This is a genomic window from Streptomyces albireticuli (assembly GCF_002192455.1).
GTDB lineage: Bacteria > Actinomycetota > Actinomycetes > Streptomycetales > Streptomycetaceae > Streptomyces > Streptomyces albireticuli_B.
This window is the reverse complement of the sequence record NZ_CP021744.1, coordinates 4,355,994-4,381,250: the sequence shown is the minus strand read 5'-3', so window position 1 is coordinate 4,381,250 and position 25,257 is coordinate 4,355,994. Positions and strand designations below refer to the sequence as shown.

Genomic DNA, 25,257 nt, shown 5'->3' with positions numbered 1-25,257 from the left:
TTACCGGCGACCGTGCCCCCCTAGGAACGACCAACCGGGGATGCCCCTTTTGGGACATCCCCGGTAGTCGGTTCAACGAGCTCAGACGAGCTCGGTGACGGTGCCGCCAGCGGCGACGATCTTCTCCTTGGCGGAGCCGGAGACGGCGTCAACCGAAACCTGAAGCGCCACGGAGACCTCGCCCTGGCCCAGGACCTTGACGAGCTGGTTCTTACGAACCGCACCCTTGGCGACCAGGTCGGCCACCGTGACCTCGCCACCCTGCGGGTAGAGCGCGGCCAGCTTGTCCAGGTTCACGACCTGGAACTCGGTACGGAACGGGTTCTTGAAGCCCTTGAGCTTCGGGAGACGCATGTGGAGGGGCATCTGCCCACCCTCGAAGCGCTCCGGAACCTGGTAACGGGCCTTGGTGCCCTTGGTGCCACGACCGGCGGTCTTACCCTTGGACGCCTCACCACGACCCACACGGGTCTTGGCGGTCTTGGCGCCCGGGGCGGGCCGGAGGTTGTGGACCTTCAGCGGGTTCTGCTCCGCCATGTCAGTCGACCTCCTCAACCGTCACGAGGTGGCGGACGGTCTGCACCATGCCGCGGATCTCGGGACGGTCCTCCTTGACAACCACGTCGTTCAGGCGCTTGAGCCCGAGCGAACGCAGGGTGTCGCGGTGGTTCTGCTTGCTGCCGATGTAGGACTTGACCTGCGTGACCTTGAGGCGAGCCATTACGCACCCACCCCGGCACGCGCCCGCAGCAGTGCGGCGGGGGCGACGTCTTCCAGCGGCAGACCACGACGGGCGGCGATCTCCTCGGGGCGCTGAAGCCCCTTGAGCGCTGCCACCGTGGCGTGCACGATGTTGATCGGGTTCGACGAACCGAGCGACTTCGACAGGATGTCGTGAACGCCGGCGCACTCGAGGACCGCGCGGACCGGGCCACCGGCGATAACACCGGTACCGGGGGACGCGGGCTTGAGCAGGACGACGCCCGCCGCTTCCTCACCCTGGATCGGGTGGGGGATGGTGCCCTGGATACGCGGGACCTTGAAGAAGCTCTTCTTGGCCTCTTCGACGCCCTTGGCGATGGCCGCGGGAACTTCCTTGGCCTTGCCGTAACCGACACCTACGGTGCCGTCACCGTCGCCCACCACGACCAGCGCGGTGAAGCTGAAACGACGACCACCCTTGACAACCTTGGCGACGCGGTTGATCGCGACAACGCGCTCAACGTACGCGGTCTTCTCGGCGGCAGCGCCACCGTCGCGACCCTTCCGGTCCCGCCGCTCGCCGCCACCGGCACCGCTTCCGCGGCGCTGGGGTCCAGCCATTGGATTACCTCTCTCTGTTACGTCCGCTAGCTCCGGAACCGGGGCTTAGAACTTCAGCCCGGCTTCGCGGGCGGCGTCCGCCAGAGCGGCAATGCGCCCGGCGTACTGGTTGCCACCGCGGTCGAACACGACGGCCTCGACGCCGGCAGCCTTCGCGCGCTCGGCGACGAGCGCGCCGACCTGCTTGGCCTGCGCGGACTTGTCGCCCTCGCCACCGCGGATCGAGGTGTCCAGGGTCGACGCCGACGCAAGGGTGTGACCCTTGAGGTCGTCGATGACCTGAGCAACGATGTTGCGGTTCGAACGCGTCACGACCAGGCGCGGACGCTCGGCCGTACCCGACACGTTCTTGCGGATGCGGATGTGGCGACGCTGCTTGGCGGCGCGCTTGTACGCGTCACCCTTGGCGATCTTTACACCGTATGCCATGGCTTACTTACCCGCCTTTCCGACCTTGCGGCGGATGACCTCACCCGCGTACTTCACGCCCTTGGCCTTGTAGGGGTCGGGCTTGCGAAGCTTGCGGATGTTGGCGGCGACCTCGCCGACCTTCTGCTTGTCGATGCCCTCGACGCTGAGCTTCGTCGGGGACTCCACCTTGAAGGTGATGCCCTCGGGGGCCTCGATCAGGATCGGGTGGCTGTAGCCCAGGGAGAACTCCAGGTTGGAGCCCTTCGCCTGGACGCGGTAACCGACACCGCTGATCTCAAGAGCCTTGCTGTAGCCCGCGGTCACGCCGGTGATCATGTTCGCCACCAGCGTGCGGGACAGGCCGTGCAGGGCCTTGTTCTGACGCTCGTCGTTCGGACGAGAGACGACAAGGGTGCCGTCCTCGGCCTTAGCGATCTCGATGGGCGCGGACACGGCGTGCGTGAGGGAGCCCTTGGGACCCTTCACGTGGACCGTACGGCCATCGATGGTGACGTCCACACCAGCGGGAACCTGGATGGGCAGCCGTCCAATACGCGACATTGGCTATTCCTCCGTTCCCTGGTTACCAGACGTAGGCGAGGACTTCCCCACCCACGCCCTTCTTGCTGGCCTGCTGGCCGGTCAGGAGACCGTGGGACGTGGAGATGATCGCCACGCCCAGGCCGCCGAGGACCTTCGGCAGGTTGGTGGACTTTGCGTAGACCCGCAGGCCCGGCTTCGAAATACGCTTGATGCCGGCGATCGAGCGCTCGCGGTTCGGGCCGAACTTCAGCTCGAGGGTCAGGGACTTGCCGACCTCGGCGTCCTCGACCTTCCAGCCGGTGATGTAGCCCTCCTGCTGGAGGATCTCCGCGATGTGCGACTTGATCTTGCTGTGCGGCATCGACACGGAGTCGTGGTATGCCGAGTTAGCGTTTCGCAGACGCGTCAGCATGTCTGCGATCGGATCGGTCATGGTCATGTTTGGCCTTCGGCCTCTCTCGCCGTGGTTTCCTATCTGCGCCATCCCTCTCCCCGAGCTGTGTCGGAGCGGGTGCGGTGCGGGGACCTACGGCGTAGTAAGACGGTCATGGGCGGCGGGCGCCCAACCCTTCCACTCTACGCGAGCGCGAACGCCACGCGTGGAGATCGAGGTCGGGCGACCACCGTCCAGGATGCTTACCGAGAGCCCTGGTCAACCCAAGTGGGTTGTTACCAGGAGCTCTTGGTCACGCCCGGCAGCTCGCCACGGTGAGCCATCTCACGAAGGCACACGCGGCACAGGCCGAACTTGCGGTACACGGAGTGCGGACGGCCGCAGCGCTGGCAGCGGGTGTACGCGCGCACACCGAACTTGGGCTTGCGGGCGGCCTTGGCAATCAGAGACTTCTTCGCCATCTCGGTCACGCCTCCTTGAAGGGGAAGCCGAGGTGACGAAGGAGGGCGCGGCCCTCGTCGTCGTTGGTCGCCGTGGTGACCACGGTGATGTCCATACCCCGGACGCGGTCGATCTTGTCCTGGTCGATCTCGTGGAACATGACCTGCTCCGTGAGACCGAAGGTGTAGTTGCCCCGGCCGTCGAACTGCTTGGGGGACAGACCACGGAAGTCGCGGATGCGCGGCAGCGCGAGCGACAGGGTGCGGTCCAGGAACTCCCACATGCGGTCACCACGGAGGGTGACGTGGGCACCGATCGGCTGACCCTCACGCAGCTTGAACTGCGCGATGGACTTGCGAGCCTTGGTGACCGCCGGCTTCTGGCCCGTGATCGTGGTGAGGTCGCGGATGGCGCCCTCGATCAGCTTGGAGTCGCGGGCGGCGTCGCCCACACCCATGTTGACCACGATCTTGGTCAGACCGGGCACCTGCATGATGTTCTCGTAGGAGAACTCCTCACGCAGCTTGCCGATGATCTCTTCGCGGTAGCGCAGCTTGAGACGCGGCGCGTTGGTGGTGGCAGTCATCAGATGTCCTCACCGGTGCGCTTGGCAACGCGGATCTTGTTGCCCTCGTCGTCGAAGCGGTAACCGACACGAGTGACAACCTTGTTGCCGTCCTTCTCCACAACCAGCTGAACGTTGCTGACGTGGATGGGGGCCTCGGTCGTGACGATGCCGCCGGTCTTGGCACCACGGGCCGTCTGACCGGCCTTGGTGTGCTTCTTGACCCGGTTGACACCCTCGACGAGGACACGGTCCTGAGCCGGGTAGGCCACGATGACCTTGCCCTGCTTGCCCTTGTCCTTACCGGTGATGACCTGAACCAGGTCGCCCTTCTTGATCTTCATCGGTTACAGCACCTCCGGCGCGAGCGAGACGATCTTCATGAACTTCTTCTCGCGCAGCTCTCGGCCCACGGGGCCGAAGATACGGGTGCCGCGGGGGTCACCGTCGTTCTTGAGGATGACGGCCGCGTTCTCGTCGAAGCGGATGTACGAGCCGTCGGGACGGCGGCGCTCCTTGACGGTGCGAACGATGACCGCCTTGACGACGTCACCCTTCTTCACGTTGCCACCGGGGATCGCATCCTTGACGGTGGCGACGATGACGTCACCGATGCCCGCGTAGCGGCGACCCGAACCACCGAGAACACGGATGCAAAGGATCTCCTTGGCACCAGTGTTGTCGGCGACCCGAAGTCGCGACTCCTGCTGGATCACGTCTATCTCCTGATCGTCTGCCGGTTCCCGGCGGGGGCCTCAAACAGGTGAACACCCGTTCGAGGACCCCACGCCGAGCCTGGCGGAACTTATCCGAGGGAAAACCCCTCAGAAATTACTTGGCCTTCTCGAGGATCTCGACGATGCGCCAGCGCTTGCTGGACGACAGCGGACGCGTCTCCATGATGAGGACGCGGTCGCCGACGCCGGCAGCGTTCTGCTCGTCGTGCGCCTTGAGCTTGTTCGTACGGCGGATGACCTTGCCGTACAGCGCGTGCTTGACACGGTCCTCGACGGCGACGACGACGGTCTTGTCCATCTTGTCGCTGACGACGAGACCCTCACGGGTCTTGCGGAAGCCGCGCTCGTTCGTCTCAGTCACATTCTTCTCGCTCATCAGGCGCTCTCCACCGTCTCGATGCCGAGCTCGCGCTCACGCATCAGGGTGTAGATCCGGGCGATGTCCTTACGGACGGACTTGAGCCGACCGTGGTTCTCGAGCTGTCCGGTCGCCGCCTGGAAGCGGAGGTTGAACAGCTCTTCCTTGGCCTCACGGAGCTTCGCGACGAGGTCCTCGTCGTTCAGCTCACGCAGCTCGGTCGCCTTGATACCAGCGGCCATCACGACTCACCTGCCTCGCGCCGAACAATGCGGCACTTCATCGGAAGCTTGTGCGCGGCGCGGGTAAGCGCCTCACGAGCGACCTTTTCGTTCGGGAAGGACAGCTCGAACATCACCCGACCGGGCTTGACGTTCGCGATCCACCACTCGGGGGAACCCTTACCGGAACCCATGCGGGTCTCGGCCGGCTTCTTCGTGAGCGGACGGTCCGGGTAGATGTTGATCCAGACCTTGCCGCCACGCTTGATGTGACGGGTCATGGCGATACGAGCGGACTCGATCTGCCGGTTCGTCACGTAGGCCGGGGTCAGGGCCTGGATGCCGTACTCACCGAAAGCGAGCTCGGTGCCACCCTTGGCCATGCCAGAGCGCTTGGGGTGGTGCTGCTTGCGGTGCTTGACCCTGCGAGGGATCAGCATGTCGGTCAGGCCTCCGTTCCGGTGGACTCAGCCGGAGCAGCGGCAGCGGCCTCGGCCTTGGGGGCCTCGGCAGCGGCGTTCTGCTGCGGCTTGCGGCCGCGGCCGCCACGCTCGCCACCACGGCCACCACGGGCCGGGCGGTCGCTGGCGCCACCACGCGACGGGCGGTTGCCCGCACGGGCGGCGGCGTTCTCGGCGCGGACCTCGGCGATGTTCTTGACGTCGCCCTTGTAGATCCACACCTTGACGCCGATGCGACCGAAGGTGGTCTTGGCCTCGAAGAAGCCGTAGTCGACGTTCGCGCGGAGCGTGTGCAGGGGCACACGGCCCTCGCGGTAGAACTCCGAGCGGGACATCTCGGCGCCGCCGAGACGGCCACCGCACTGGATCTTGATGCCCTTGGCGCCGGCCTTCATCGTCGACTGCATGCTCTTACGCATGGCGCGACGGAAGGAGACGCGGGAGGACAGCTGCTCGGCGACGGCCTGGGCCACCAGCTGAGCGTCGACCTCGGGGTTCTTGACCTCGAGGATGTTCAGCTGGACCTGCTTGCCGGTCAGCTTCTCCAGCTCGCCGCGGATGCGGTCGGCCTCGGCGCCGCGGCGGCCGATGACGATGCCCGGACGAGCGGTGTGGATGTCAACGCGGACGCGGTCGCGGGTGCGCTCGATCTCAACCTTCGAGATACCGGCGCGCTCCATGCCCTTCGTCATCATGCGACGAATGGCGACGTCTTCCTTGACGTAGTCCTTGTACAGCTTGTCGGCGTACCAGCGCGACTTGAAGTCGGTGGTGATGCCGAGCCGGAACCCGTGCGGGTTAACCTTCTGGCCCATTACCGGGTTCCTTCCTTGCTGCTGACGACCACGGTGATGTGGCTGGTCCGCTTACGGATCCGGTAGGCACGGCCCTGGGCACGCGGACGGAACCGCTTCAGGGTCGGGCCCTCGTCCACGTACGCCTCGCTGATTACCAGCGTGGAGGCGTCCGTGTGGTCGTAGTTGTGTGCAGCGTTGGCGATGGCGCTGTCAAGCACCTTGCCAACCGGCACGCTCGCGGCCTGCGGGGCGAAACGCAGGACCGCCTGAGCCTCCGTGGCATCCATGCCACGGATGAGGTCCACCACGCGGCGGGCCTTCATGGGCGTGACGCGGATGTACCGCGCCTGGGCCCTGGCTTCCATGGTTGTCCCTTCGGTGTCAGTCATAGTCGTTCACACCCCGCCTTAGCGGCGCTTCGACTTGCGGTCGTCCTTGACGTGGCCGCGGAAGGTGCGGGTCGGCGAGAACTCGCCGAGCTTGTGGCCGACCATCGACTCGGTGACGAACACCGGGACGTGCGTCTTGCCGTTGTGCACCGCGAGCGTGTGGCCGAGCATGGCCGGCACGATCATGGAGCGACGGGACCAGGTCTTGATGACGTTCTTGGTGCCGGCTTCGTTCTGGGCGTCCACCTTCTTGATGAGGTGGTCGTCGACGAAGGGCCCCTTCTTGAGACTACGCGGCATCTAAACCCGCTCCTAGCGCTTCTTGTTCGTCTTGCGGCGGCGGACGATGTACTTGTTGCTCGCCTTCTTGGGAGAACGAGTACGACCCTCCTTCTGACCCCACGGGGAGACCGGGTGGCGACCACCGGAGGTCTTACCCTCACCACCACCGTGCGGGTGGTCGACCGGGTTCATCGCGACACCGCGGACGGTCGGGCGAACGCCCTTCCAGCGCATGCGGCCGGCCTTGCCCCAGTTGATGTTCGACTGCTCGGCGTTGCCGACCTCGCCGACCGTGGCGCGGCAGCGGACGTCGACCAGGCGGACCTCACCGGACGGCATACGCAGGTGGGCGTACTGGCCCTCCTTCGCCAGCAGCTGCACGGACGAACCGGCGGAGCGGGCGAACTTGGCGCCACCACCGGGACGGAGCTCGATCGCGTGGATCGTGGTACCGACCGGGATGTTGCGGAGCGGGAGGTTGTTGCCCGGCTTGATGTCGGCCGTGGGGCCGTTCTCAATCCGGTCGCCCTGGCTCAGCTTGGCCGGGGCGATGATGTAGCGCTTCTCGCCGTCTGCGTAGTGCAGAAGCGCGATGCGCGCGGTGCGGTTCGGGTCGTACTCGATGTGAGCGACCTTGGCCGGCACGCCGTCCTTGTCGTGACGACGGAAGTCGATCACGCGGTAGGCGCGCTTGTGGCCACCACCCTGGTGGCGAACGGTCACACGACCGGCGTTGTTACGGCCGCCCTTGCTGTGCAGCGGGCGGACCAGCGACTTCTCCGGCGTGGACCGCGTGATCTCGACAAAGTCGGCGACGCTGGAGCCACGACGGCCCGGGGTCGTCGGCTTGTACTTGCGGATACCCATTTCTCAGTCCTCGTCCGATTCCGGACGACTCGGACTCCGTTAGGAGACCGGGCCGCCGAAGATGTCGATACGGTCGCCCTCGGCGAGGGTCACGATGGCGCGCTTGGTGTTGGCGCGCTTGCCGAAACCGGTCTTGGTGCGCTTGCGCTTACCCTGACGGTTGATCGTGTTGACCCCGGTGACCTTGACCGAGAAGACCGCCTCGACGGCCTGCTTGATCTGGGTCTTGTTGGCGCGCGGGTCGACGATGAACGTGTACTTGTTCTCGTCCAGCAGCGCGTAGCTCTTCTCGGAGACAACCGGCTTGACCAGGAGGTCGCGCGGGTCCGAGAACGTCTTGCTGGTGACGACGGCCTCAGTCATCAGGCCTCGCTCCCTTCGGTCTCAACGGCCTTGGGGCCAGACACGAAGGACTCGAAGGCGGCCTGGGTGAAGACCACGTCGTCGGAGACGAGCACGTCGTACGTGTTCAGCTGGCCCGGCTCCAGGATGTGAACCTGGGGCAGGTTGCGGGCGGACAGCCACGCGGCCTCGTTGGAGCGCTCGACGACCAGGAGCAGGTTCTTGCGCTCGCTGATCTTGCCGAACAGGCTCTTGGCGGCCTTGGTGGACGCCGCACCCTCGACCACGTCGGAGACGACGTGGATGCGGGAGTGACGAGCGCGGTCCGAGAGGGCACCGCGCAGGGCGGCGGCCTTCATCTTCTTCGGGGTGCGCTGCGAGTAGTCACGCGGCACGGGACCGTGCACGACGCCACCACCGGCGAACTGCGGCGCGCGGGTCGAGCCCTGACGGGCGCGACCGGTGCCCTTCTGGCGGTAAGGCTTCTTGCCACCGCCGCGGACCTCGCCACGGGTCTTGGTCTTGTGCGTGCCCTGACGGGCAGCGGCCAGCTGCGCGACGACGACCTGGTGGATCAGCGGAACGCTGACCTTCGCGTCGAAGATCTCCGTGGGGAGCTCGACGGTCCCGGCCTTGTCGCCTGCCGGCGAAAGGATGTCAATGGTGCTCATCGTTACCTCAGGCCCCCTTGGCCGCGGTACGGACCAGGACGAGGCCGCCGTTCGGACCAGGAACCGCGCCCTTGATCAGGAGCAGGCCCTTCTCCGCGTCAACGGCGTGGACGGTCAGGTTCTGGGTGGTGACCCGCTCGTTGCCCATGCGGCCCGCCATGCGGAGGCCCTTGAACACGCGGCCCGGGGTGGCGCAGCCACCGATGGAACCGGGCGAGCGGTGCTTGCGCTGGGTGCCGTGACCGGCGCCGAGGCCCTTGAAGTTGTGACGCTTCATGACACCGGCGAAGCCCTTGCCCTTGCTCTTGCCCGTGACGTCAACCTTGACGCCGGACTCGAACACGGCCGCGGTGATCTCCTGGCCCAGCGTGTACTCGCTGGCGTCAGGGGTGCGGAGCTCCACCAGGTGACGGCGGGGGGTGACGTCGGCCTTGGCGAAGTGACCCTTGAGGGGCTTGTTCACCTTGCGCGGGTCGATCTCGCCGAAGGCGATCTGGACCGACTCGTAACCGTCGACGTCGTTCGTGCGCACCTGCGTCACGACGCACGGCCCGGCCTTGACGACGGTCACCGGGACGACCCGGTTGTTCTCGTCCCAGACCTGGGTCATGCCGAGCTTCTCGCCCAGGACGCCCTTGATGTTCTTGGTCATCTTGGTCGTCACCTCAGAGCTTGATCTCGATGTCGACGCCCGCCGGCAGGTCGAGGCGCATGAGCGAGTCAACCGTCTTCGGCGTGGGGTCGAGGATGTCGATGAGGCGCTTGTGCGTGCGCATCTCGAAGTGCTCGCGCGAGTCCTTGTACTTGTGCGGCGACTTGATGACGCAGTACACGTTCTTCTCAGTGGGCAGCGGCACCGGGCCTGCGACCGACGCACCAGTGCGGGTCACCGTCTCGACGATCTTCTTCGCCGAGGAGTCGATGACCTCGTGGTCGTAGGCCTTGAGCCGGATGCGGATCTTCTGTCCCGCCATGGCTACTTCGTAGTCCTGTCTCTCGTACGCTCTGGGACTCGGTGTGTTGCGCCTCAGTGAAGCGCCGTCCTTCTCCGACCCACGCGGTCGGGCGTGTCGCACCCGCTCCAGCAAATTTCCCGAAGGAAAGTCCCTGACGAGGGCTGTGGGGGAAGGACACCCACCGAGTGCCTGGAAGGGGCCCCGCTGACACTTCCCGGAAGATTCCCGTACTTCCACCCTTGAAAAAGGGTGACGAGTACTGCGGGACTCGCTTCCAGTCCTCCCGGCGGGAGGCGCGCAGCATCGGCACTCAACCGAGCAACCTGAACAGTGTGCCATACGTGCCCGAAGAGGCGCCAATCGTGGCCGAAGAAGGTACCCCGACCGGCTCAGTTGTCAAACCACCCCGCCGACATACAGGACACTATGGTCGCAGTGATCCAGGCTGCACAGCAGCCCGCACCGTTTACACCAGCCAGCTCCAGTTGTCCTGCGCCTCGTCCGTCGCTCTATCCTCCTAGGTTCGCCCGGGTCGCTCATCCCCCGGCGGTCCTTACCCACCCTTGCCGTGGTTTGCCGTGGTCTTGGGCAACCGACGCGAGGCCCCCGTCGTCCCCTATCACGCCGGGACAGCCGGGGACTGCGTGTGCACAACGGGACGGAGTCATGTAGTTGAACATCTCACAGCGCATGGTGATATCCCGCCGGGCCGCGCTCGCGGGCCTCGTCGCCGGCTCGGCGGCCCTGGCCGCGGGCTGCTCGGGCGGGGGCGGCTCCGGCAAGCCCAAGGCCTCCCCCAGCGTCCCCATAAGGGCCGTGGACCCCCGTGCGACGCAGTCGTTCAACAACGCCAAGGCCTCCCTGCTGCTCCAGGTGATGGCCCACCCGGACGACGACCTGTACTTCATGAACCCCGACGCGGAGCACATCGTGCACGCCGGGGTGCCCGTCGTGTCCGTCTACGTCACGGCCGGTGAGGCCGTGGGCCAGAACTGGATCGAGGGCATGCCCAAGGGCAAGCCCGACAAGGCCGCCTACTCCTCCGCGCGCCACCAGGGCCTGCGCCAGGCCTACGCCGAGATGCTGGGCCTGGACCGGTTCGCGCCCTGGAAGAAGTCCGTCCTGGACCTGGGCGGCGGGGTGAAGGCGGAGACGAACGAGCTGGTCAACGGCGCCCGCAAGGCCCAGCTGGTGTTCCTCAACATCGCCATGCTCTCGGCCGGCGACATGCGCCTGCCGCTGCTCTGGGAGCGCCCCGCGGGCGCCATGCAGTCCCTGGTCGCCACCGGCTCGCCGTGCACCACCAGCAGCACGTACCGGCACGACACCCTGGTGGACACGCTGGCCACGCTCATGGACCGGTTCAAGCCGACCGTGGTCCACACGATGGATCCGGACCCCGACTACCAGGTCCACGACGCCACCCACCCCAAGGACAACGACTACGGGGCCTGCTCCGACCACCGCGACCACACCCCGACCGCGCTCTTCACCTGGAAGGCGCTCTCCCAGTGGGTGGCCGACAGCACCGAGCGCGACGGCCACCCGCCGCGCTTCGTCACCACGGCCTTCCGTGGCTATTACAACCAGCGCTGGCCGCACAATCTGCCGCCCGAGGTCGTGGAGCAGAAGCACCGCCTGGTCGAGGCCTACGGCGGCGACCCGTCCTGGGACTGCGACAACCCCGCGGGCTGCGGCGACTACGGCCAGGGCGGCGACCGCCCGATGAAGAACCGCAAGGGCTGGATCCGCTCCACCCACTACCGCTACGAGGGCCCGGCCGCGGCCCCCGGCACCGACAAGGCCGGCCGCCTGGAGGCCTACGGCGTGCTCGGCACCCAGGCCGTCCGCTGGGCGGAGACCTCCCCCGGCAGCGGCCGCTGGGGCGAGCCGCAGAACCTCGGCGGCGGCCCGCTGGCCCCCGCCCTCGCCTCCGTCCGGGACTCCGAGGGGCGCCGGCTGCTGTTCGCCCTGCGGTTCTCCGCCCTGGAGGGCCGGGGCCGCCCCGACACCCGCGAGATCGTGGTGCTGGAGCAGCGCTCCCCCGACGGCCCCTTCAAGGCCTGGCAGGGCCTCGGCAACCCCGAGCACCGGCCCGACCGCGGCCGCCGGGTGGGCATGCCCGCCGCCGTGGCGGGCCCCGACGGCCGGGTGCACCTCTTCGTGCGCAACGCCGGGAAGGGCGTCTCCAGCCGGGTCCGTGAGGCCGACGGCAGCTGGGGGAAGTGGCAGAGCCTGCACGGCCAGGAGATCCAGGACGGCCTCACGGCGGTGCTGGACGCCGAGCAGCGCGTGCACGTCTTCGGCACGGGCCGCGACACGGTCCACCACTGGGCCCAGGACGCCCCCGGGCAGCCGGTCCGGCACCAGCCCCTCAAGGGCCTCCCCCAGCCCGGCGGGCTGCCCGGGGCCGCCCTCGGGGGCGACGGCGAGCTGGCGGTCGTCTACCGCGGCCCGGCGGCCGAGCAGCCCACCGTGCACCGCCTCACGCCGGGCTCGGAGTCGGTCGCCAGCACCGAGCTGCACGACTTCGCCGGCTACGGACCGCTGGCCGCGCACCCGCTGGCCGTGCGCGGGGCCGGGGACGCTGTGATGGTGCTGGGGCGGGCGGTGAACGGCGAGATACAGCTCACGGACGCCTCCGGCGACTCCGAGACCGTCCGCGCGGACGCGAAGCTGGTGCCCGTGGGCACCGCCGCGATGGCCATGGACGCCGGGCACCGGCTCTGTGTCGCGGGCATGAGCCCGGACGCGAGCCCGTGGCTGTGGCGTCCGGAGGTCCCGCACAGCTGAGCCCGCCGCCGGCCCGCGGGACGGCCGGCCGTGCGACGGGAACGCGAAAGGGCCCGCACATCCGAGGATGTGCGGGCCCTTTCAGACCTTCAAGTAAGAGGACTTACTTGTTGATCTTGGTGACCTGGCCGGCGCCGACGGTGCGGCCGCCCTCACGGATGGTGAAGCGCAGGCCCTCCTCCATCGCGACGGGCTGGATCAGGTTGACGGTCATCTCGGCGTTGTCGCCGGGCATGACCATCTCCGTGCCCTCCTTGAGGGTCACGACACCGGTCACGTCAGTCGTACGGAAGTAGAACTGCGGACGGTAGTTGTTGAAGAACGGGGTGTGACGGCCACCCTCGTCCTTCGACAGGATGTAGGCCGTGGCCTCGAACTCGGTGTGCGGGGTGACCGAACCCGGCTTGATGATGCACTGGCCGCGCTCGACGTCCTCGCGCTTGATGCCACGGAGGAGCAGACCGACGTTCTCACCGGCCTGGCCCTCGTCGAGCAGCTTGCGGAACATCTCGATGCCGGTGACCGTGGTGGTGGTCTTCTCGGTCTTGATGCCGATGATGTCGACGGTCTCGTTGACCTTGAGGACACCACGCTCGATACGACCGGTGACGACGGTGCCACGACCGGTGATCGTGAAGACGTCCTCGATCGGCATCAGGAACGGCTTGTCGACGTCACGCTCGGGCTGCGGGATGTTCTCGTCCACGGCCTTCATGAGGCCGAGGAGCTTCTCGCCCCACTCCTTGTCGCCCTCGAGCGCCTTCAGCGCCGAGACCTGGACGACGGGAGCGTTGTCGCCGTCGAACTCGTACTCGGAGAGGAGCTCACGGACCTCGAGCTCGACGAGCTCCAGGATCTCCTCGTCGTCCACCATGTCGGCCTTGTTCAGGGCGACGACGATGTACGGAACGCCGGACTGGCGGGCCAGGAGCACGTGCTCCTTGGTCTGCGGCATCGGACCGTCGGTCGCGGCGACCACGAGGATCGCGCCGTCCATCTGGGCGGCACCGGTGATCATGTTCTTGATGTAGTCCGCGTGACCCGGGCAGTCGACGTGGGCGTAGTGACGCGACTCGGTCTGGTACTCAACGTGAGCGATCGAGATCGTGATACCGCGCTGACGCTCTTCCGGCGCCTTGTCGATCTCGTCGAACGGCGTGAAGGGGTTCAGGTCCGGGTACGCGTCGTGCAGCACCTTGGTGATCGCCGCGGTAAGAGTGGTCTTACCGTGGTCGACGTGACCGATGGTGCCGATGTTGACGTGCGGCTTAGTCCGCTCGAACTTCGCCTTCGCCACTGGGTCCTCCTACGGAGTGGTTCTGTACGCCTTACTTCATCGGCGCCAGGTGATCTTCTGGGGTGCCGTCCGCCGGGGCACCCGACACAAACCTTACGGTTTGCGGCGGTATGCCCCGACAGTCGGTGTCAAGCCTAAAGCGTGAGCTTCGTCTGTGGAGACGGGAGCTGGATTACTCGCCCTTGGCCTTCGCGATGATCTCCTCGGCGACGTTCCGGGGAACCTCGGCGTAGGAGTCGAACTGCATCGAGTAGCTTGCGCGACCCGAGGTCTTGCTGCGGAGGTCGCCGACGTAGCCGAACATCTCCGACAGCGGGACCAGGCCCTTGACGAGCTTGGCGCCGTGACGGTCCTCCATGGCCTGGATCTGGCCACGGCGGGAGTTGATGTCACCGATCACATCGCCCATGTAGTCCTCGGGGGTGGTGACCTCGACGGACATCATCGGCTCGAGAAGAGCCGGGGACGCCTTGCGAGCACCCTCCTTGAACGCCATGGAACCGGCGATCTTGAAGGCGAGTTCGGACGAGTCGACGTCGTGGTAGGCGCCGTCGAGCAGCGTCACCTTCACGCCGGTCAGCGGGTAGCCGGCCAGCACGCCGAACTCCATGGCCTCCTGGCAGCCCGCGTCCACGGACGGGATGTACTCCCGCGGGATACGGCCACCGGTGACCTTGTTCTCGAACTCGTAGCCATCGCCCTCGAGGGGCTCGATGGCCATCTGCACCTTGGCGAACTGGCCGGAACCACCAGTCTGCTTCTTGTGCGTGTAGTCGATACGCTCGACGGCCTTGCGGATCGTCTCGCGGTACGCGACCTGGGGCTTGCCGACGTTGGCCTCGACCCGGAACTCACGGCGCATACGGTCGACCAGCACGTCGAGGTGCAGCTCGCCCATACCCGCGATGATGGTCTGGCCCGTCTCCTCGTCCGTGTGGACCTGGAAGGACGGGTCCTCCTCGGCGAGACGCTGGATGGCGACACCCAGCTTCTCCTGGTCGCCCTTGGACTTCGGCTCGATGGCGACCTGGATCACCGGGGCCGGGAAGTCCATGGACTCGAGGATGACCGGCTTGCCCGCGTCACAGAGGGTCTCACCGGTGGTGGTCTGCTTCAGACCCATGACGGCGACGATGTCACCGGCACCCACCGACTCGATCTCCTCACGCTTGTTCGCGTGCATGCGGTAGATCTTGCCGATGCGCTCCTTCTTGCCCTTCACGGAGTTCTGCACCTGGGTGCCGGTCTCCATGCGGCCCGAGTAAACCCGGACGAAGGTGAGCTTGCCGAGGTGCGGGTCGCTCATGATCTTGAAGGCAAGGCCGGCGAACGGCTCGTCGTCGGAAGGCTTGCGCTTCACGACCTCGTCGGGGTTGTTGACGGCGTGACCCTCAACAGCCTCGACGTCGAGCGGCGACGGCAGGTAGCGCACGACCGCGTCGAGCAGGGGCTGAACGCCCTTGTTCTTGAACGCGGTGCCACAGAACACCGGGGTGACCGTGACGGAGTCGGCGCTGCCGCGGGAGGCCAGCGTGATGCGGCGGATGGCCGCCATCAGCTGCTCCTCGGTGGGCTCCTGGCCCTCGAGGAAGAGCTCCATCATGGCGTCGTCGTGCTCGGCGACGCCCTCGAGGAGCTTGCCGCGCCATTCCTCGGCCGCCTCGGTGTGCGTGTCCGGGATGTCGACGACGTCGTACATCTCGCCCTTGGCGGCCTCGGCGGACCAGACCAGAGCCTTCATCTGGACGAGGTCGACCACGCCCTTGAAGTCGGCCTCGGTACCGATCGGCAGCTGCATGACCAGCGGCACCGCACCGAGGCGGTCGACGATCATGTCGACGCAGCGGTGGAACTCGGCACCGGTGCGGTCGAGCTTGTTGACGAAGCAGATACGCGGAACGCCGTAGCGGTCCGCCTGACGCCAAACGGTCTCGGACTGTGGCTCAACACCGGCGACGCCGTCGAACACCGTCACGGCACCGTCGAGGACGCGCAGCGAACGCTCCACCTCGACGGTGAAGTCGACGTGGCCCGGCGTGTCGATGATGTTGATCGTGTGGTCGACGTCGTTCAGCGGCCAGTGGCAGGTCGTCGCGGCAGACGTGATCGTGATGCCGCGCTCCTGCTCCTGCTCCATCCAGTCCATGGTGGCAGCGCCATCGTGGACCTCACCGATCTTGTACGAAACACCGGTGTAGAACAGGATCCGCTCGGTGGTGGTCGTCTTGCCCGCGTCGATGTGGGCCATGATCCCGATGTTGCGGACCTTGGCCAGGTCAAGCGAAGTGGTGGCCATATGGCTCAGTCTTCTCTCGGATCTCGATGGGGGTAGCGACTACCAGCGGTAGTGCGCGAAGGCCTTGTTGGACTCGGCCATCTTGTGGGTGTCCTCGCGCTTCTTGACCGCAGCGCCCAGACCGTTGGAGGCGTCCAGGAGCTCGTTCATGAGGCGCTCGGTCATGGTCTTCTCGCGACGGGCGCGGGAGTAACCCACGACCCAGCGGAGCGCCAGGGTGGAGGCGCGGCCCGGACGGACCTCGACCGGCACCTGGTAGGTGGCGCCACCGACGCGGCGGGACTTGACCTCGAGAGCCGGCTTCACGTTCTCGAGGGCGCGCTTGAGGGTGATGACCGGGTCGTTACCGGTCTTCTCGCGCAGACCCTCCATGGCGCCGTACACGATGCGCTCGGCGGTGGAGCGCTTGCCGTGCAGGAGGATCTTGTTGATGAGCGACGTCACCAGGGGGGAGCCGTAAACCGGGTCGATGATGACCGGGCGCTTCGGGGCGGGGCCCTTACGAGGCATTCTTACTTCTCCTTCTTGGCGCCGTAGCGGCTGCGAGCCTGCTTACGGTTCTTGACGCCCTGCGTGTCGAGGGAGCCGCGGATGATCTTGTAGCGAACACCCGGCAGGTCCTTCACACGGCCACCGCGCACGAGCACGATCGAGTGCTCCTGCAGGTTGTGACCCTCACCCGGAATGTAAGCGGTGACCTCGATGCCGGAGGTCAGACGCACACGCGCGACCTTACGGAGCGCCGAGTTCGGCTTCTTCGGGGTGGTCGTGAAAACACGCGTGCAGACGCCACGACGCTGGGGCGAACCCTCGAGCGCGGGCGTCTTGTTCTTCTCGACCTTGTCCTGCCGGCCCTTTCGGACCAGCTGCTGGATCGTAGGCACCGTTTCTCCGGTTTCTGTGTGCCGATCACGATAAAACTAACCTGGGAGCAAACACCGACCCACGCGGTCGGGTGTGTCGAAGACTGCAGACCCCCGCCGGAGGCGGGTAGGCGCAGATTTCGGTGTCTACGAGCCGGTCGGAACCGGTCGGTACCGGGCCTCCCGCGCGGTTTGAAGGCACGCACGAGAGCCCAGGGACACCCCAGGCACAAGGTCAGAGCGTACCTACCGCATGGGCTGCGGTCAAAACAAATGCACACGCGGTGGACGACCCGATGTGCGACGTATGTCGCAATTAGGGGTACCCCGTTCCGCCGAACGGGTGGCTACCAGCCGGTTTCGGGAGATCGCTCCCGGGTTGTGCGATGGGTCACGGCGGGGGCGGGGGGCGCGCGCAGGCGCCGCTGCGCGGCCTTTCCCCACCCCGCCCCTTCCCGAATGTCCTCAAGCGCCGGACGGGCTGACTTCAGCCCGGCCGGCGCTTGAGGCCACCGCGCGGAGCGCGGAACCGGGGGCCCGGGGGCTCGCCCCCGGTTCGGGAAGGGGCGGGGTGGGGAAGAGGCCCCGCGCAGCGGCACCCGCCCCCTCCCCCGGCAGGGAACGCCGCAGGGCGGCCACCCCCGAAGAGGTGACCGCCCTGCGTGACGTACCGCGTCCTACTGGTTGTACGGACCGTAGTCGTAGTCCTCCAGCGGAACCGCCTGGCCGGAGCCGGTGCCGAAGGGCGAGTAGTCGATGTCGTCGTAACCGACAGCCGAGTACATCGCGGCCTTGGCCTCCTCGGTGGGCTCCACCCGGATGTTGCGGTAGCGGGACAGACCCGTACCGGCCGGGATGAGCTTACCGATGATGACGTTCTCCTTGAGGCCGATCAGGGAGTCCGACTTGGCGTTGATCGCCGCGTCGGTCAGAACCCGGGTCGTCTCCTGGAAGGACGCCGCCGACAGCCACGACTCGGTGGCGAGCGAGGCCTTGGTGATACCCATCAGCTGCGGACGGCCGGAGGCGGGGTGACCGCCCTCGGTGACCACACGACGGTTCTCCGACTCGAAGCGCGTGCGCTCCACGAGCTCGCCCGGCAGCAGCTCCGCGTCGCCGGACTCGATGATCGTCACGCGGCGGAGCATCTGCCGGATGATGATCTCGATGTGCTTGTCGTGGATCGACACACCCTGCGAGTTGTAGACCTTCTGGACCTCGCCGACCAGGTGGACCTGGACGGCACGCTGACCCAGAATGCGCAGGACGTCGTGCGGGTTGGTGGCACCCACGGTGAGCTTCTGGCCCACCTCGACGTGCTCGCCCTCGCTGACCAGCAGACGGGCACGCTTGGAGATGCCGAAGGCGGTCTCCTCGGAGCCGTCGTCCGGGGTGACGACGATCTTCTTGGTCTTCTCGGTCTCCTCGATCCGCACGCGGCCGGCGGCCTCGGAGATCGGGGCGACACCCTTGGGCGTACGGGCCTCGAAGAGCTCGACGACACGGGGCAGACCCTGGGTGATGTCGTCACCGGCCACACCACCGGTGTGGAAGGTACGCATCGTCAGCTGGGTACCGGGCTCACCGATGGACTGGGCGGCGATGATGCCGACCGCCTCACCGATGTCCACCAGCTTGCCGGTCGCCAGCGAGCGGCCGTAGCAGTAGGCACAGGTGCCGACCGCGGACTCGCAGGTGAGGACCGAGCGGGTCTTGACCGTCTCGACGCCGTGCGCGACGAGCTGCTCGATGAGCACGTCACCGAGGTCGACGTTGGCCGGCGCGATGACCTTGCCGTCGACGACGACGTCCTCGGCCAGCATGCGGGCGTAGACGCTCGTCTCGACGTCGTCGGTCTTGCGCAGGACACCGTCGGCGCCCTTGGTCGCGATCGCCAGCTTGAGGCCGCGCTCGGTGCCGCAGTCCTCCTCGCGGATGATCACGTCCTGCGAGACGTCCACCAGACGACGGGTCAGGTAACCCGAGTCGGCGGTACGGAGGGCGGTGTCCGCGAGACCCTTACGGGCACCGTGGGTGGAGATGAAGTACTCCAGCACGGTGAGACCCTCACGGAACGACGCCTTAATGGGTCGCGGGATGGTCTCGTTCTTCGCGTTCGACACCAGACCACGCATACCGGCGATCTGTCGCATCTGCATCATGTTTCCTCGGGCACCCGAGTCAACCATCATGAAGATGGGGTTCGTCTTGGGGAAGTTCGCGTTCATCGCCTCGGCGACCTCGTTGGTCGCCTTGGTCCAGATCGCGATGAGCTCCTGCGTGCGCTCGTCCTTGGTGATCAGACCGCGCTCGTACTGCTTCTGGACCTTCTCGTCCTGAGCCTCGTAGCCCTTGACGATCTCCTTCTTGGCCTCCGGCACGACGATGTCGGAGACGGCGACGGTGACGCCGGAGCGCGTGGCCCAGTGGAAGCCGGCCGCCTTCAGGTTGTCGAGCGTCGCCGCCACGATGACCTTGGGGTAGCGCTCGGCGAGGTCGTTGACGATCTCGGAGAGCTGCTTCTTGCCGACCGAGTAGTCGACGAACGGGTAGTCCTCGGGCAGCAGCTCGTTGAAGAGCGCGCGGCCCAGGGTCGTCCGCAGGCGGAAGGTGTCACCCTGCTGCCACTCCGGCTCGCCCTCCTCGGCGACCGGCGGGGTCCAGCCACGCGGCGGGACGGTGCCGATCGGGAAGCGGATGTCGACCTTCGCCTGGAGCGAGAGCTCCCGGGCGTCGAACGCCATGATCGCCTCGGCGGTGGAGCCGAAGGACCGGCCCTCGCCGATGACCTTGCGCTCCGCCTCGTCCGTGGTGAGGAAGAACAGACCCAGCACCATGTCCTGGGTCGGCATGGTGACCGGCCGGCCGTCGGCCGGCTTGAGGATGTTGTTCGAGGACAGCATCAGGATGCGGGCCTCGGCCTGCGCCTCCGCGGAGAGCGGCAGGTGGACGGCCATCTGGTCACCGTCGAAGTCCGCGTTGAACGCGGTGCAGACGAGCGGGTGGATCTGGATGGCCTTGCCCTCGACCAGCTGCGGCTCGAAGGCCTGGATGCCGAGGCGGTGCAGCGTGGGCGCACGGTTCAGCAGCACCGGGTGCTCGGCGATGACCTCTTCGAGGACGTCGTACACGACGGTGCGGCCGCGCTCGACCATGCGCTTGGCCGACTTGATGTTCTGCGCGTGGTTCAGGTCGACCAGGCGCTTCATCACGAACGGCTTGAAGAGCTCCAGCGCCATGGCCTTGGGCAGACCGCACTGGTGCAGCTTCAGCTGCGGACCGACGACGATGACGGAACGCGCGGAGTAGTCCACACGCTTACCGAGCAGGTTCTGACGGAATCGACCCTGCTTACCCTTCAGCATGTCGCTGAGGGACTTCAGCGGACGGTTGCCGGGGCCCGTGACCGGGCGACCACGACGGCCGTTGTCGAAGAGGGCGTCGACCGCCTCCTGGAGCATCCGCTTCTCGTTGTTCACGATGATCTCGGGGGCACCGAGGTCGAGCAGACGCTTCAGACGGTTGTTGCGGTTGATCACACGGCGGTACAGGTCGTTCAGGTCGGAGGTCGCGAAGCGGCCACCGTCCAGCTGCACCATCGGACGCAGGTCCGGCGGGATCACGGGGATGCAGTCCAGCACCATGCCGCTGGGGCTGTTGCGGGTCTGGAGGAAGGCGGAGACGACCTTGAGGCGCTTGAGCGCACGGGTCTTCTTCTGGCCCTTGCCGGTCCGGATGATCTCGCGGAGGCGCTCGGCCTCCTCGTCGAGGTCGAAGGACTCCAGGCGCTTCTGGAGCGCCGCGGCGCCCATCGCACCCATGAAGTAGGTGCCGAAGCGGTCGCGCAGCTCGCGGTAGAGCAGCTCGTCGCCCTCGAGGTCCTGGACCTTGAGGTTCTTGAAGCGGCTCCACACCTCGTCGAGGCGGTCGATCTCGCGCTGCGCGCGGTCGCGCAGCTGCTTCATCTCACGCTCGGCGCCCTCGCGCACCTTGCGGCGCACATCGGCCTTGGCGCCCTCGGCCTCGAGCTCGGCCAGGTCGGACTCGAGCTTCTTGGCACGGGCCTCGAGGTCGGCGTCACGGCGCTGCTCGATCTGCTGACGCTCGACGGAGACGTGCGCCTCCAGCGAGGGCAGGTCACGCGTGCGGCGCTCCTCGTCCACCCACGTGATCATGTAGGCGGCGAAGTAGATGACCTTCTCGAGGTCCTTCGGGGCGAGGTCGAGCAGGTAGCCCAGACGCGACGGGACGCCCTTGAAGTACCAGATGTGGGTGACGGGAGCGGCAAGCTCGATGTGGCCCATCCGCTCACGACGCACCTTGGCGCGAGTGACCTCGACGCCGCAGCGCTCACAGATGATGCCCTTGAAGCGGACACGCTTGTACTTGCCGCAGTAGCACTCCCAGTCCCGGGTCGGACCGAAGATCTTCTCGCAGAAGAGTCCGTCCTTTTCGGGCTTCAGGGTGCGGTAGTTGATGGTCTCCGGCTTCTTGACCTCGCCGTGGGACCAGGTTCGGATGTCGTCCGCGGTCGCCAGGCCGATCCGCAGCTCGTCGAAGAAGTTGACGTCGAGCACTGTTCGTCAATCCCTCTTTCAGGGTCGTGTCTTCATCATGGTCTGGGGGTCCGGGGACGGCGGGGGCTCCGCTAGGGAGCCCCCGCCAGACCCGTCAGACCTCTTCGACGCTGCTCGGCTCGCGCCGGGACAGGTCGATACCGAGCTCCTCCGCTGCGCGGAAGACGTCCTCGTCCGTGTCGCGCATCTCGATGGACATGCCGTCCGAGGACAGCACCTCCACGTTGAGGCAGAGCGACTGCATTTCCTTGATGAGCACCTTGAAGGACTCGGGAATGCCCGGCTCGGGGATGTTCTCGCCCTTGACGATCGCCTCGTAGACCTTCACTCGGCCGGTGACGTCGTCGGACTTGATGGTCAGCAGCTCCTGGAGGGCGTACGCGGCGCCGTATGCCTCCAGCGCCCACACCTCCATCTCACCGAAGCGCTGGCCACCGAACTGAGCCTTACCACCCAGCGGCTGCTGCGTGATCATGGAGTACGGACCGGTCGAGCGGGCGTGCAGCTTGTCGTCGACCAGGTGGTGCAGCTTGAGGATGTACATGTACCCGACCGAGATCGGGTCCGGGAACGGCTCGCCGGAGCGGCCGTCGAACATCCGGGCCTTACCGGACGGGAGCACCATGCGCTCGCCGTCGCGGTTCGGGATCGTGGACTCGAAGAGACCGGCGATCTCGTCCTCGCGGGCGCCGTCGAAGACCGGGGTCGCGACGTTGGTGCCGGCGGCGACGTCGTCGGCGCCGATCGCCTGGAGGCGCTTCATCCACTCCTCGTCGCCCTCGACCTTCCAGCCGCGGCTGGCGAGCCAGCCGAGGTGGATCTCGAGGACCTGTCCCGGGTTCATTCGGGACGGGACACCGAGCGGGTTGAGGATGATGTCGACCGGGGTGCCGTCCTCGAGGAACGGCATGTCCTCGACCGGAAGGATCTTGGAGATGACACCCTTGTTGCCGTGACGGCCGGCGAGCTTGTCACCGTCGGTGATCTTGCGCTTCTGGGCCACGTAGACGCGGACCAGCTGGTTCACGCCCGGCGGGAGCTCGTCGCCCTCTTCGCGGTCGAAGACGCGGACGCCGATGACCTTGCCGATCTCACCGTGCGGGACCTTCAGCGAGGTGTCACGGACCTCACGGGCCTTCTCACCGAAGATCGCGCGGAGCAGGCGCTCCTCCGGGGTCAGCTCGGTCTCACCCTTGGGCGTGACCTTGCCGACCAGGATGTCGCCGGCGACGACCTCGGCACCGATGCGGATGATGCCGCGCTCGTCGAGGTCGGCGAGGACCTCCTCGGAGACGTTCGGGATGTCCCGGGTGATCTCCTCCGGGCCGAGCTTGGTGTCACGGGCGTCGACCTCGTGCTCCTCGATGTGGATCGAGGAGAGGACGTCGTCCTGCACGAGGCGCTGCGACAGGATGATCGCGTCCTCGTAGTTGTGACCCTCCCACGGCATGAACGCCACGAGCAGGTTCTTGCCCAGCGCCATCTCGCCCTCGTCCGTGGACGGGCCGTCGGCGAGCACCTGACCGGCGATCACGCGGGCGCCCTCGTCCACGACGACCTTCTGGTTGAAGGACGTGCCCTGGTTCGAGCGGGAGAACTTGGCGACCCGGTACGTGTTGTACGTGCCGTCGTCGTTGGCGACCGTGACGTAGTCCGCGGAGACCTCCTGGACCACACCGTCCTTCTCGGCCTTGATGACGTCACCGGCGTCGACCGCGCAGCGGTACTCCATGCCGGTGCCGACCAGCGGGGCCTCCGCCTTGATCAGCGGAACGGCCTGGCGCATCATGTTCGATCCCATGAGCGCGCGGTTGGCGTCGTCGTGCTCGAGGAACGGGATCATCGCGGTCGCGACCGACACCATCTGGCGCGGGGAGACGTCCATGTAGTCGACGTCGTCGCCGGCGATGTAGTCGATCTCGCCGCCACGGCGGCGGACCAGCACGCGGGCCTCGGCGAAGCGCATGTCCTCGGTGAGGGCGGCGTTCGCCTGGGCGATGACGAAGCGGTCTTCCTCGTCGGCAGTCAGGTAGTCGACGTCGTCCGTGACGACACCCTCGACGACCTTGCGGTACGGGGTCTCGACGAAACCGAACGCGTTGACACGGCCGTAGGAGGCGAGCGAGCCGATCAGACCGATGTTCGGGCCTTCGGGCGTCTCGATCGGGCACATGCGGCCGTAGTGCGACGGGTGGACGTCTCGGACCTCGAAGCCGGCCCGCTCACGCGACAGACCACCCGGGCCCAGCGCGGACAGACGACGCTTGTGCGTCAGACCCGAAAGCGGGTTCGTCTGGTCCATGAACTGGGACAGCTGGCTGGTGCCGAAGAACTCCTTGATGGAGGCGACGACCGGCCGGATGTTGATCAGGGTCTGCGGCGTGATCGCCTCGACGTCCTGGGTGGTCATCCGCTCGCGGACGACGCGCTCCATACGAGCCAGACCCGTGCGGACCTGGTTCTGGATGAGCTCGCCGACGTTGCGCAGACGACGGTTGCCGAAGTGGTCGATGTCGTCGGTCTCGACGACGATCGAGGTGCCGTTCTCGCCGACCGTGTCCTGCTCGCCGGCGTGCAGCTTGACCAGGTACTTGATGGTCGCGATGACGTCGTCGACGGTGAGCACACCGGCGTCGAGGGGAGCGTCCGCGCCGAGCTTCTTGTTCACCTTGTAGCGGCCGACCTTCGCGAGGTCGTAGCGCTTCGGGTTGAAGTAGAGGTTCTCGAGCAGCGTCTGCGCGGCCTCGCGGGTCGGCGGCTCGCCCGGACGCAGCTTGCGGTAGATGTCGAGGAGCGCGTCGTCCTGGCCCTGGGTGTGGTCCTTCTCCAGGGTGGCGCGCATCGACTCGTACTCGCCGAACTCCTCGAGGATCTGCTCGGTCGTCCAACCGAGAGCCTTGAGCAGAACGGTCACGGACTGCTTGCGCTTGCGGTCGATGCGGACACCGACCATGTCGCGCTTGTCGACCTCCATCTCCAGCCAGGCACCCCGGGACGGGATGATCTTGGCCGTGAAGATGTCCTTGTCGGACGTCTTGTCGATGGAGGAGTCGAAGTAGACACCCGGCGAGCGGACCAGCTGCGAGACGACGACACGCTCGGTGCCGTTGATGCAGAAGGTGCCCTTGTTGGTCATGAGCGGGAAGTCGCCCATGAAGACCGTCTGGGACTTGATCTCGCCGGTCTCGTTGTTGGTGAACTCGGCGGTGACGAAGAGCGGAGCCGCGTACGTGAAGTCGCGCTCCTTGCACTCGTCGATGGAGTTCTTCGGCGGCTCGAAGCGGTGGTCGCGGAAGGTCAGCGACATCGACCCGGAGAAGTCCTCGATCGGGGAGATCTCTTCGAAGATCTCCTCCAGACCGGACTTGGTGGGGACGTCCTGTCCACTGTCCAGCGCAGCCTCGACGCGAGCCTTCCAGGCGGCGTTGCCGAGCAGCCAGTCGAAGCTCTCGGTCTGCAGCGCAAGGAGGTTCGGAACCTCGAGGGGCTCCTTGATCTTCGCAAAAGAGATGCGCAGCGGGGCGGTGCTGGCGCCGTTGTTCGTATTGGCAGTCGAGGCGTTGCGCGAGGCGGCCAAGAGGGGTCCTTCCGAGGGCTCGGACTCACTACGCGCGTACCGGCCCCACTCCGTGCACACGAGAGAAATCCCAGCTCAGCGGGTTTCCATCAGCAT

At 66.7% G+C, this 25,257-nt stretch carries 28 protein-coding genes; 1 reads left to right on the top strand and 27 read right to left on the bottom strand.

Features of this window, described 5'->3' with window-relative positions; all coding sequences use genetic code 11:
- Positions 1-81: 81 nt before the first annotated feature.
- From rplO to rpsJ, 21 genes are all read right to left on the bottom strand, one after another.
- Entirely contained in the window at positions 82-537 is a 456-nt protein-coding gene (gene rplO, locus SMD11_RS18985; RefSeq protein WP_087927575.1) for a 50S ribosomal protein L15, read from the bottom strand.
- Between the two features lies 1 nt (position 538).
- Positions 539-721, bottom strand: coding sequence for a 50S ribosomal protein L30 (rpmD, locus tag SMD11_RS18980; protein WP_087927574.1), 183 nt, complete (start codon positions 719-721; stop codon positions 539-541).
- On the bottom strand, positions 721-1,323 hold the full coding sequence (gene rpsE / locus SMD11_RS18975) for a 30S ribosomal protein S5 (protein WP_087927573.1): 603 nt from the start codon (positions 1,321-1,323) through the stop codon (positions 721-723). The genes rpmD and rpsE overlap by 1 nt, the downstream gene beginning before the upstream one ends.
- Positions 1,324-1,368: 45 nt before the next feature.
- Entirely contained in the window at positions 1,369-1,752 is a 384-nt protein-coding gene (gene rplR / locus SMD11_RS18970; RefSeq protein WP_087927572.1) for a 50S ribosomal protein L18, read from the bottom strand.
- A gap of 3 nt (positions 1,753-1,755) precedes the next feature.
- Positions 1,756-2,295, bottom strand: coding sequence for a 50S ribosomal protein L6 (rplF, locus tag SMD11_RS18965; RefSeq protein WP_087927571.1), 540 nt, complete (start codon positions 2,293-2,295; stop codon positions 1,756-1,758).
- A 22-nt stretch (positions 2,296-2,317) separates the two neighbouring features.
- Positions 2,318-2,716, bottom strand: coding sequence for a 30S ribosomal protein S8 (rpsH, locus tag SMD11_RS18960; RefSeq protein ID WP_087927570.1), 399 nt, complete (start codon positions 2,714-2,716; stop codon positions 2,318-2,320).
- Positions 2,717-2,946: 230 nt separating this feature from the next.
- The gene (locus SMD11_RS18950; RefSeq protein ID WP_030368403.1) at positions 2,947-3,132 is read right to left on the bottom strand and encodes a type Z 30S ribosomal protein S14; all 186 of its coding nucleotides are present in this window, start codon (positions 3,130-3,132) and stop codon (positions 2,947-2,949) included.
- A 5-nt stretch (positions 3,133-3,137) separates the two neighbouring features.
- Positions 3,138-3,698 carry a 50S ribosomal protein L5 gene (rplE, locus tag SMD11_RS18945; protein WP_087927569.1) on the bottom strand — a complete coding sequence of 187 codons (561 nt, stop codon included), beginning with the start codon at positions 3,696-3,698 and terminating at the stop codon, positions 3,138-3,140.
- On the bottom strand, positions 3,698-4,021 hold the full coding sequence (gene rplX, locus SMD11_RS18940; protein WP_087927568.1) for a 50S ribosomal protein L24: 324 nt from the start codon (positions 4,019-4,021) through the stop codon (positions 3,698-3,700). The genes rplE and rplX overlap by 1 nt, the downstream gene beginning before the upstream one ends.
- A 3-nt stretch (positions 4,022-4,024) precedes the next feature.
- Complete coding sequence (gene rplN / locus SMD11_RS18935) at positions 4,025-4,393, bottom strand: 50S ribosomal protein L14 (protein WP_087927567.1); 369 nt, start codon at positions 4,391-4,393, stop codon at positions 4,025-4,027.
- A gap of 115 nt (positions 4,394-4,508) precedes the next feature.
- Positions 4,509-4,790: a 30S ribosomal protein S17 gene (gene rpsQ, locus SMD11_RS18930; protein WP_087927566.1), complete on the bottom strand. Its 282-nt coding sequence runs from the start codon at positions 4,788-4,790 to the stop codon at positions 4,509-4,511.
- Positions 4,790-5,014, bottom strand: a complete 225-nt coding sequence (gene rpmC, locus SMD11_RS18925) for a 50S ribosomal protein L29 (protein WP_030368408.1) — start codon at positions 5,012-5,014, stop codon at positions 4,790-4,792. The genes rpsQ and rpmC overlap by 1 nt, the downstream gene beginning before the upstream one ends.
- The gene (rplP, locus tag SMD11_RS18920; protein WP_087927565.1) at positions 5,014-5,433 is read right to left on the bottom strand and encodes a 50S ribosomal protein L16; all 420 of its coding nucleotides are present in this window, start codon (positions 5,431-5,433) and stop codon (positions 5,014-5,016) included. Before rplP ends, rpmC begins: the two co-directional genes overlap by 1 nt.
- Before the next feature lie 5 nt (positions 5,434-5,438).
- Positions 5,439-6,269 carry a 30S ribosomal protein S3 gene (rpsC, locus tag SMD11_RS18915; RefSeq protein WP_087927564.1) on the bottom strand — a complete coding sequence of 277 codons (831 nt, stop codon included), beginning with the start codon at positions 6,267-6,269 and terminating at the stop codon, positions 5,439-5,441.
- On the bottom strand, positions 6,269-6,616 hold the full coding sequence (gene rplV / locus SMD11_RS18910; RefSeq protein ID WP_009997296.1) for a 50S ribosomal protein L22: 348 nt from the start codon (positions 6,614-6,616) through the stop codon (positions 6,269-6,271). The genes rpsC and rplV overlap by 1 nt, the downstream gene beginning before the upstream one ends.
- A 42-nt stretch (positions 6,617-6,658) precedes the next feature.
- On the bottom strand, positions 6,659-6,940 hold the full coding sequence (rpsS, locus tag SMD11_RS18905; protein WP_030368412.1) for a 30S ribosomal protein S19: 282 nt from the start codon (positions 6,938-6,940) through the stop codon (positions 6,659-6,661).
- Positions 6,941-6,952: 12 nt separating this feature from the next.
- A complete protein-coding gene (rplB, locus tag SMD11_RS18900; RefSeq protein WP_087927563.1) occupies positions 6,953-7,789 on the bottom strand; it encodes a 50S ribosomal protein L2 in 837 nt (278 codons plus the stop codon).
- A 39-nt stretch (positions 7,790-7,828) separates the two neighbouring features.
- Complete coding sequence (gene rplW, locus SMD11_RS18895; RefSeq protein ID WP_058046827.1) at positions 7,829-8,152, bottom strand: 50S ribosomal protein L23; 324 nt, start codon at positions 8,150-8,152, stop codon at positions 7,829-7,831.
- Complete coding sequence (gene rplD, locus SMD11_RS18890) at positions 8,152-8,802, bottom strand: 50S ribosomal protein L4 (protein WP_087927562.1); 651 nt, start codon at positions 8,800-8,802, stop codon at positions 8,152-8,154. The genes rplW and rplD overlap by 1 nt, the downstream gene beginning before the upstream one ends.
- A 7-nt stretch (positions 8,803-8,809) precedes the next feature.
- Complete coding sequence (gene rplC / locus SMD11_RS18885; RefSeq protein WP_087930601.1) at positions 8,810-9,454, bottom strand: 50S ribosomal protein L3; 645 nt, start codon at positions 9,452-9,454, stop codon at positions 8,810-8,812.
- A gap of 13 nt (positions 9,455-9,467) precedes the next feature.
- On the bottom strand, positions 9,468-9,776 hold the full coding sequence (gene rpsJ / locus SMD11_RS18880) for a 30S ribosomal protein S10 (RefSeq protein ID WP_003948644.1): 309 nt from the start codon (positions 9,774-9,776) through the stop codon (positions 9,468-9,470).
- A 672-nt stretch (positions 9,777-10,448) separates the two neighbouring features.
- On the opposite strand from rpsJ, the gene SMD11_RS18875 reads away from it, so the two are divergent.
- Entirely contained in the window at positions 10,449-12,551 is a 2,103-nt protein-coding gene (locus tag SMD11_RS18875) for a PIG-L family deacetylase (RefSeq protein WP_087927561.1), read from the top strand.
- 103 nt (positions 12,552-12,654) lie between these two features.
- Here SMD11_RS18875 and tuf read toward each other — a convergent pair whose 3' ends face one another.
- The 6 genes from tuf to rpoB form a co-directional block, all read right to left on the bottom strand.
- The gene (gene tuf / locus SMD11_RS18870; RefSeq protein WP_087927560.1) at positions 12,655-13,848 is read right to left on the bottom strand and encodes an elongation factor Tu; all 1,194 of its coding nucleotides are present in this window, start codon (positions 13,846-13,848) and stop codon (positions 12,655-12,657) included.
- Between the two features lie 172 nt (positions 13,849-14,020).
- Positions 14,021-16,144 (bottom strand): elongation factor G, encoded by a 2,124-nt coding sequence (gene fusA, locus SMD11_RS18865; protein WP_087927559.1) that lies wholly within the window; start codon positions 16,142-16,144, stop codon positions 14,021-14,023.
- A gap of 39 nt (positions 16,145-16,183) precedes the next feature.
- Positions 16,184-16,654, bottom strand: a complete 471-nt coding sequence (gene rpsG, locus SMD11_RS18860) for a 30S ribosomal protein S7 (protein WP_030368420.1) — start codon at positions 16,652-16,654, stop codon at positions 16,184-16,186.
- Between the two features lie 2 nt (positions 16,655-16,656).
- Positions 16,657-17,028 (bottom strand): 30S ribosomal protein S12, encoded by a 372-nt coding sequence (gene rpsL, locus SMD11_RS18855; protein WP_003948652.1) that lies wholly within the window; start codon positions 17,026-17,028, stop codon positions 16,657-16,659.
- A gap of 656 nt (positions 17,029-17,684) precedes the next feature.
- Entirely contained in the window at positions 17,685-21,584 is a 3,900-nt protein-coding gene (locus SMD11_RS18850; protein ID WP_087927558.1) for a DNA-directed RNA polymerase subunit beta', read from the bottom strand.
- 94 nt (positions 21,585-21,678) lie between these two features.
- The gene (gene rpoB, locus SMD11_RS18845) at positions 21,679-25,161 is read right to left on the bottom strand and encodes a DNA-directed RNA polymerase subunit beta (RefSeq protein ID WP_087927557.1); all 3,483 of its coding nucleotides are present in this window, start codon (positions 25,159-25,161) and stop codon (positions 21,679-21,681) included.
- Positions 25,162-25,257: the final 96 nt, after the last annotated feature.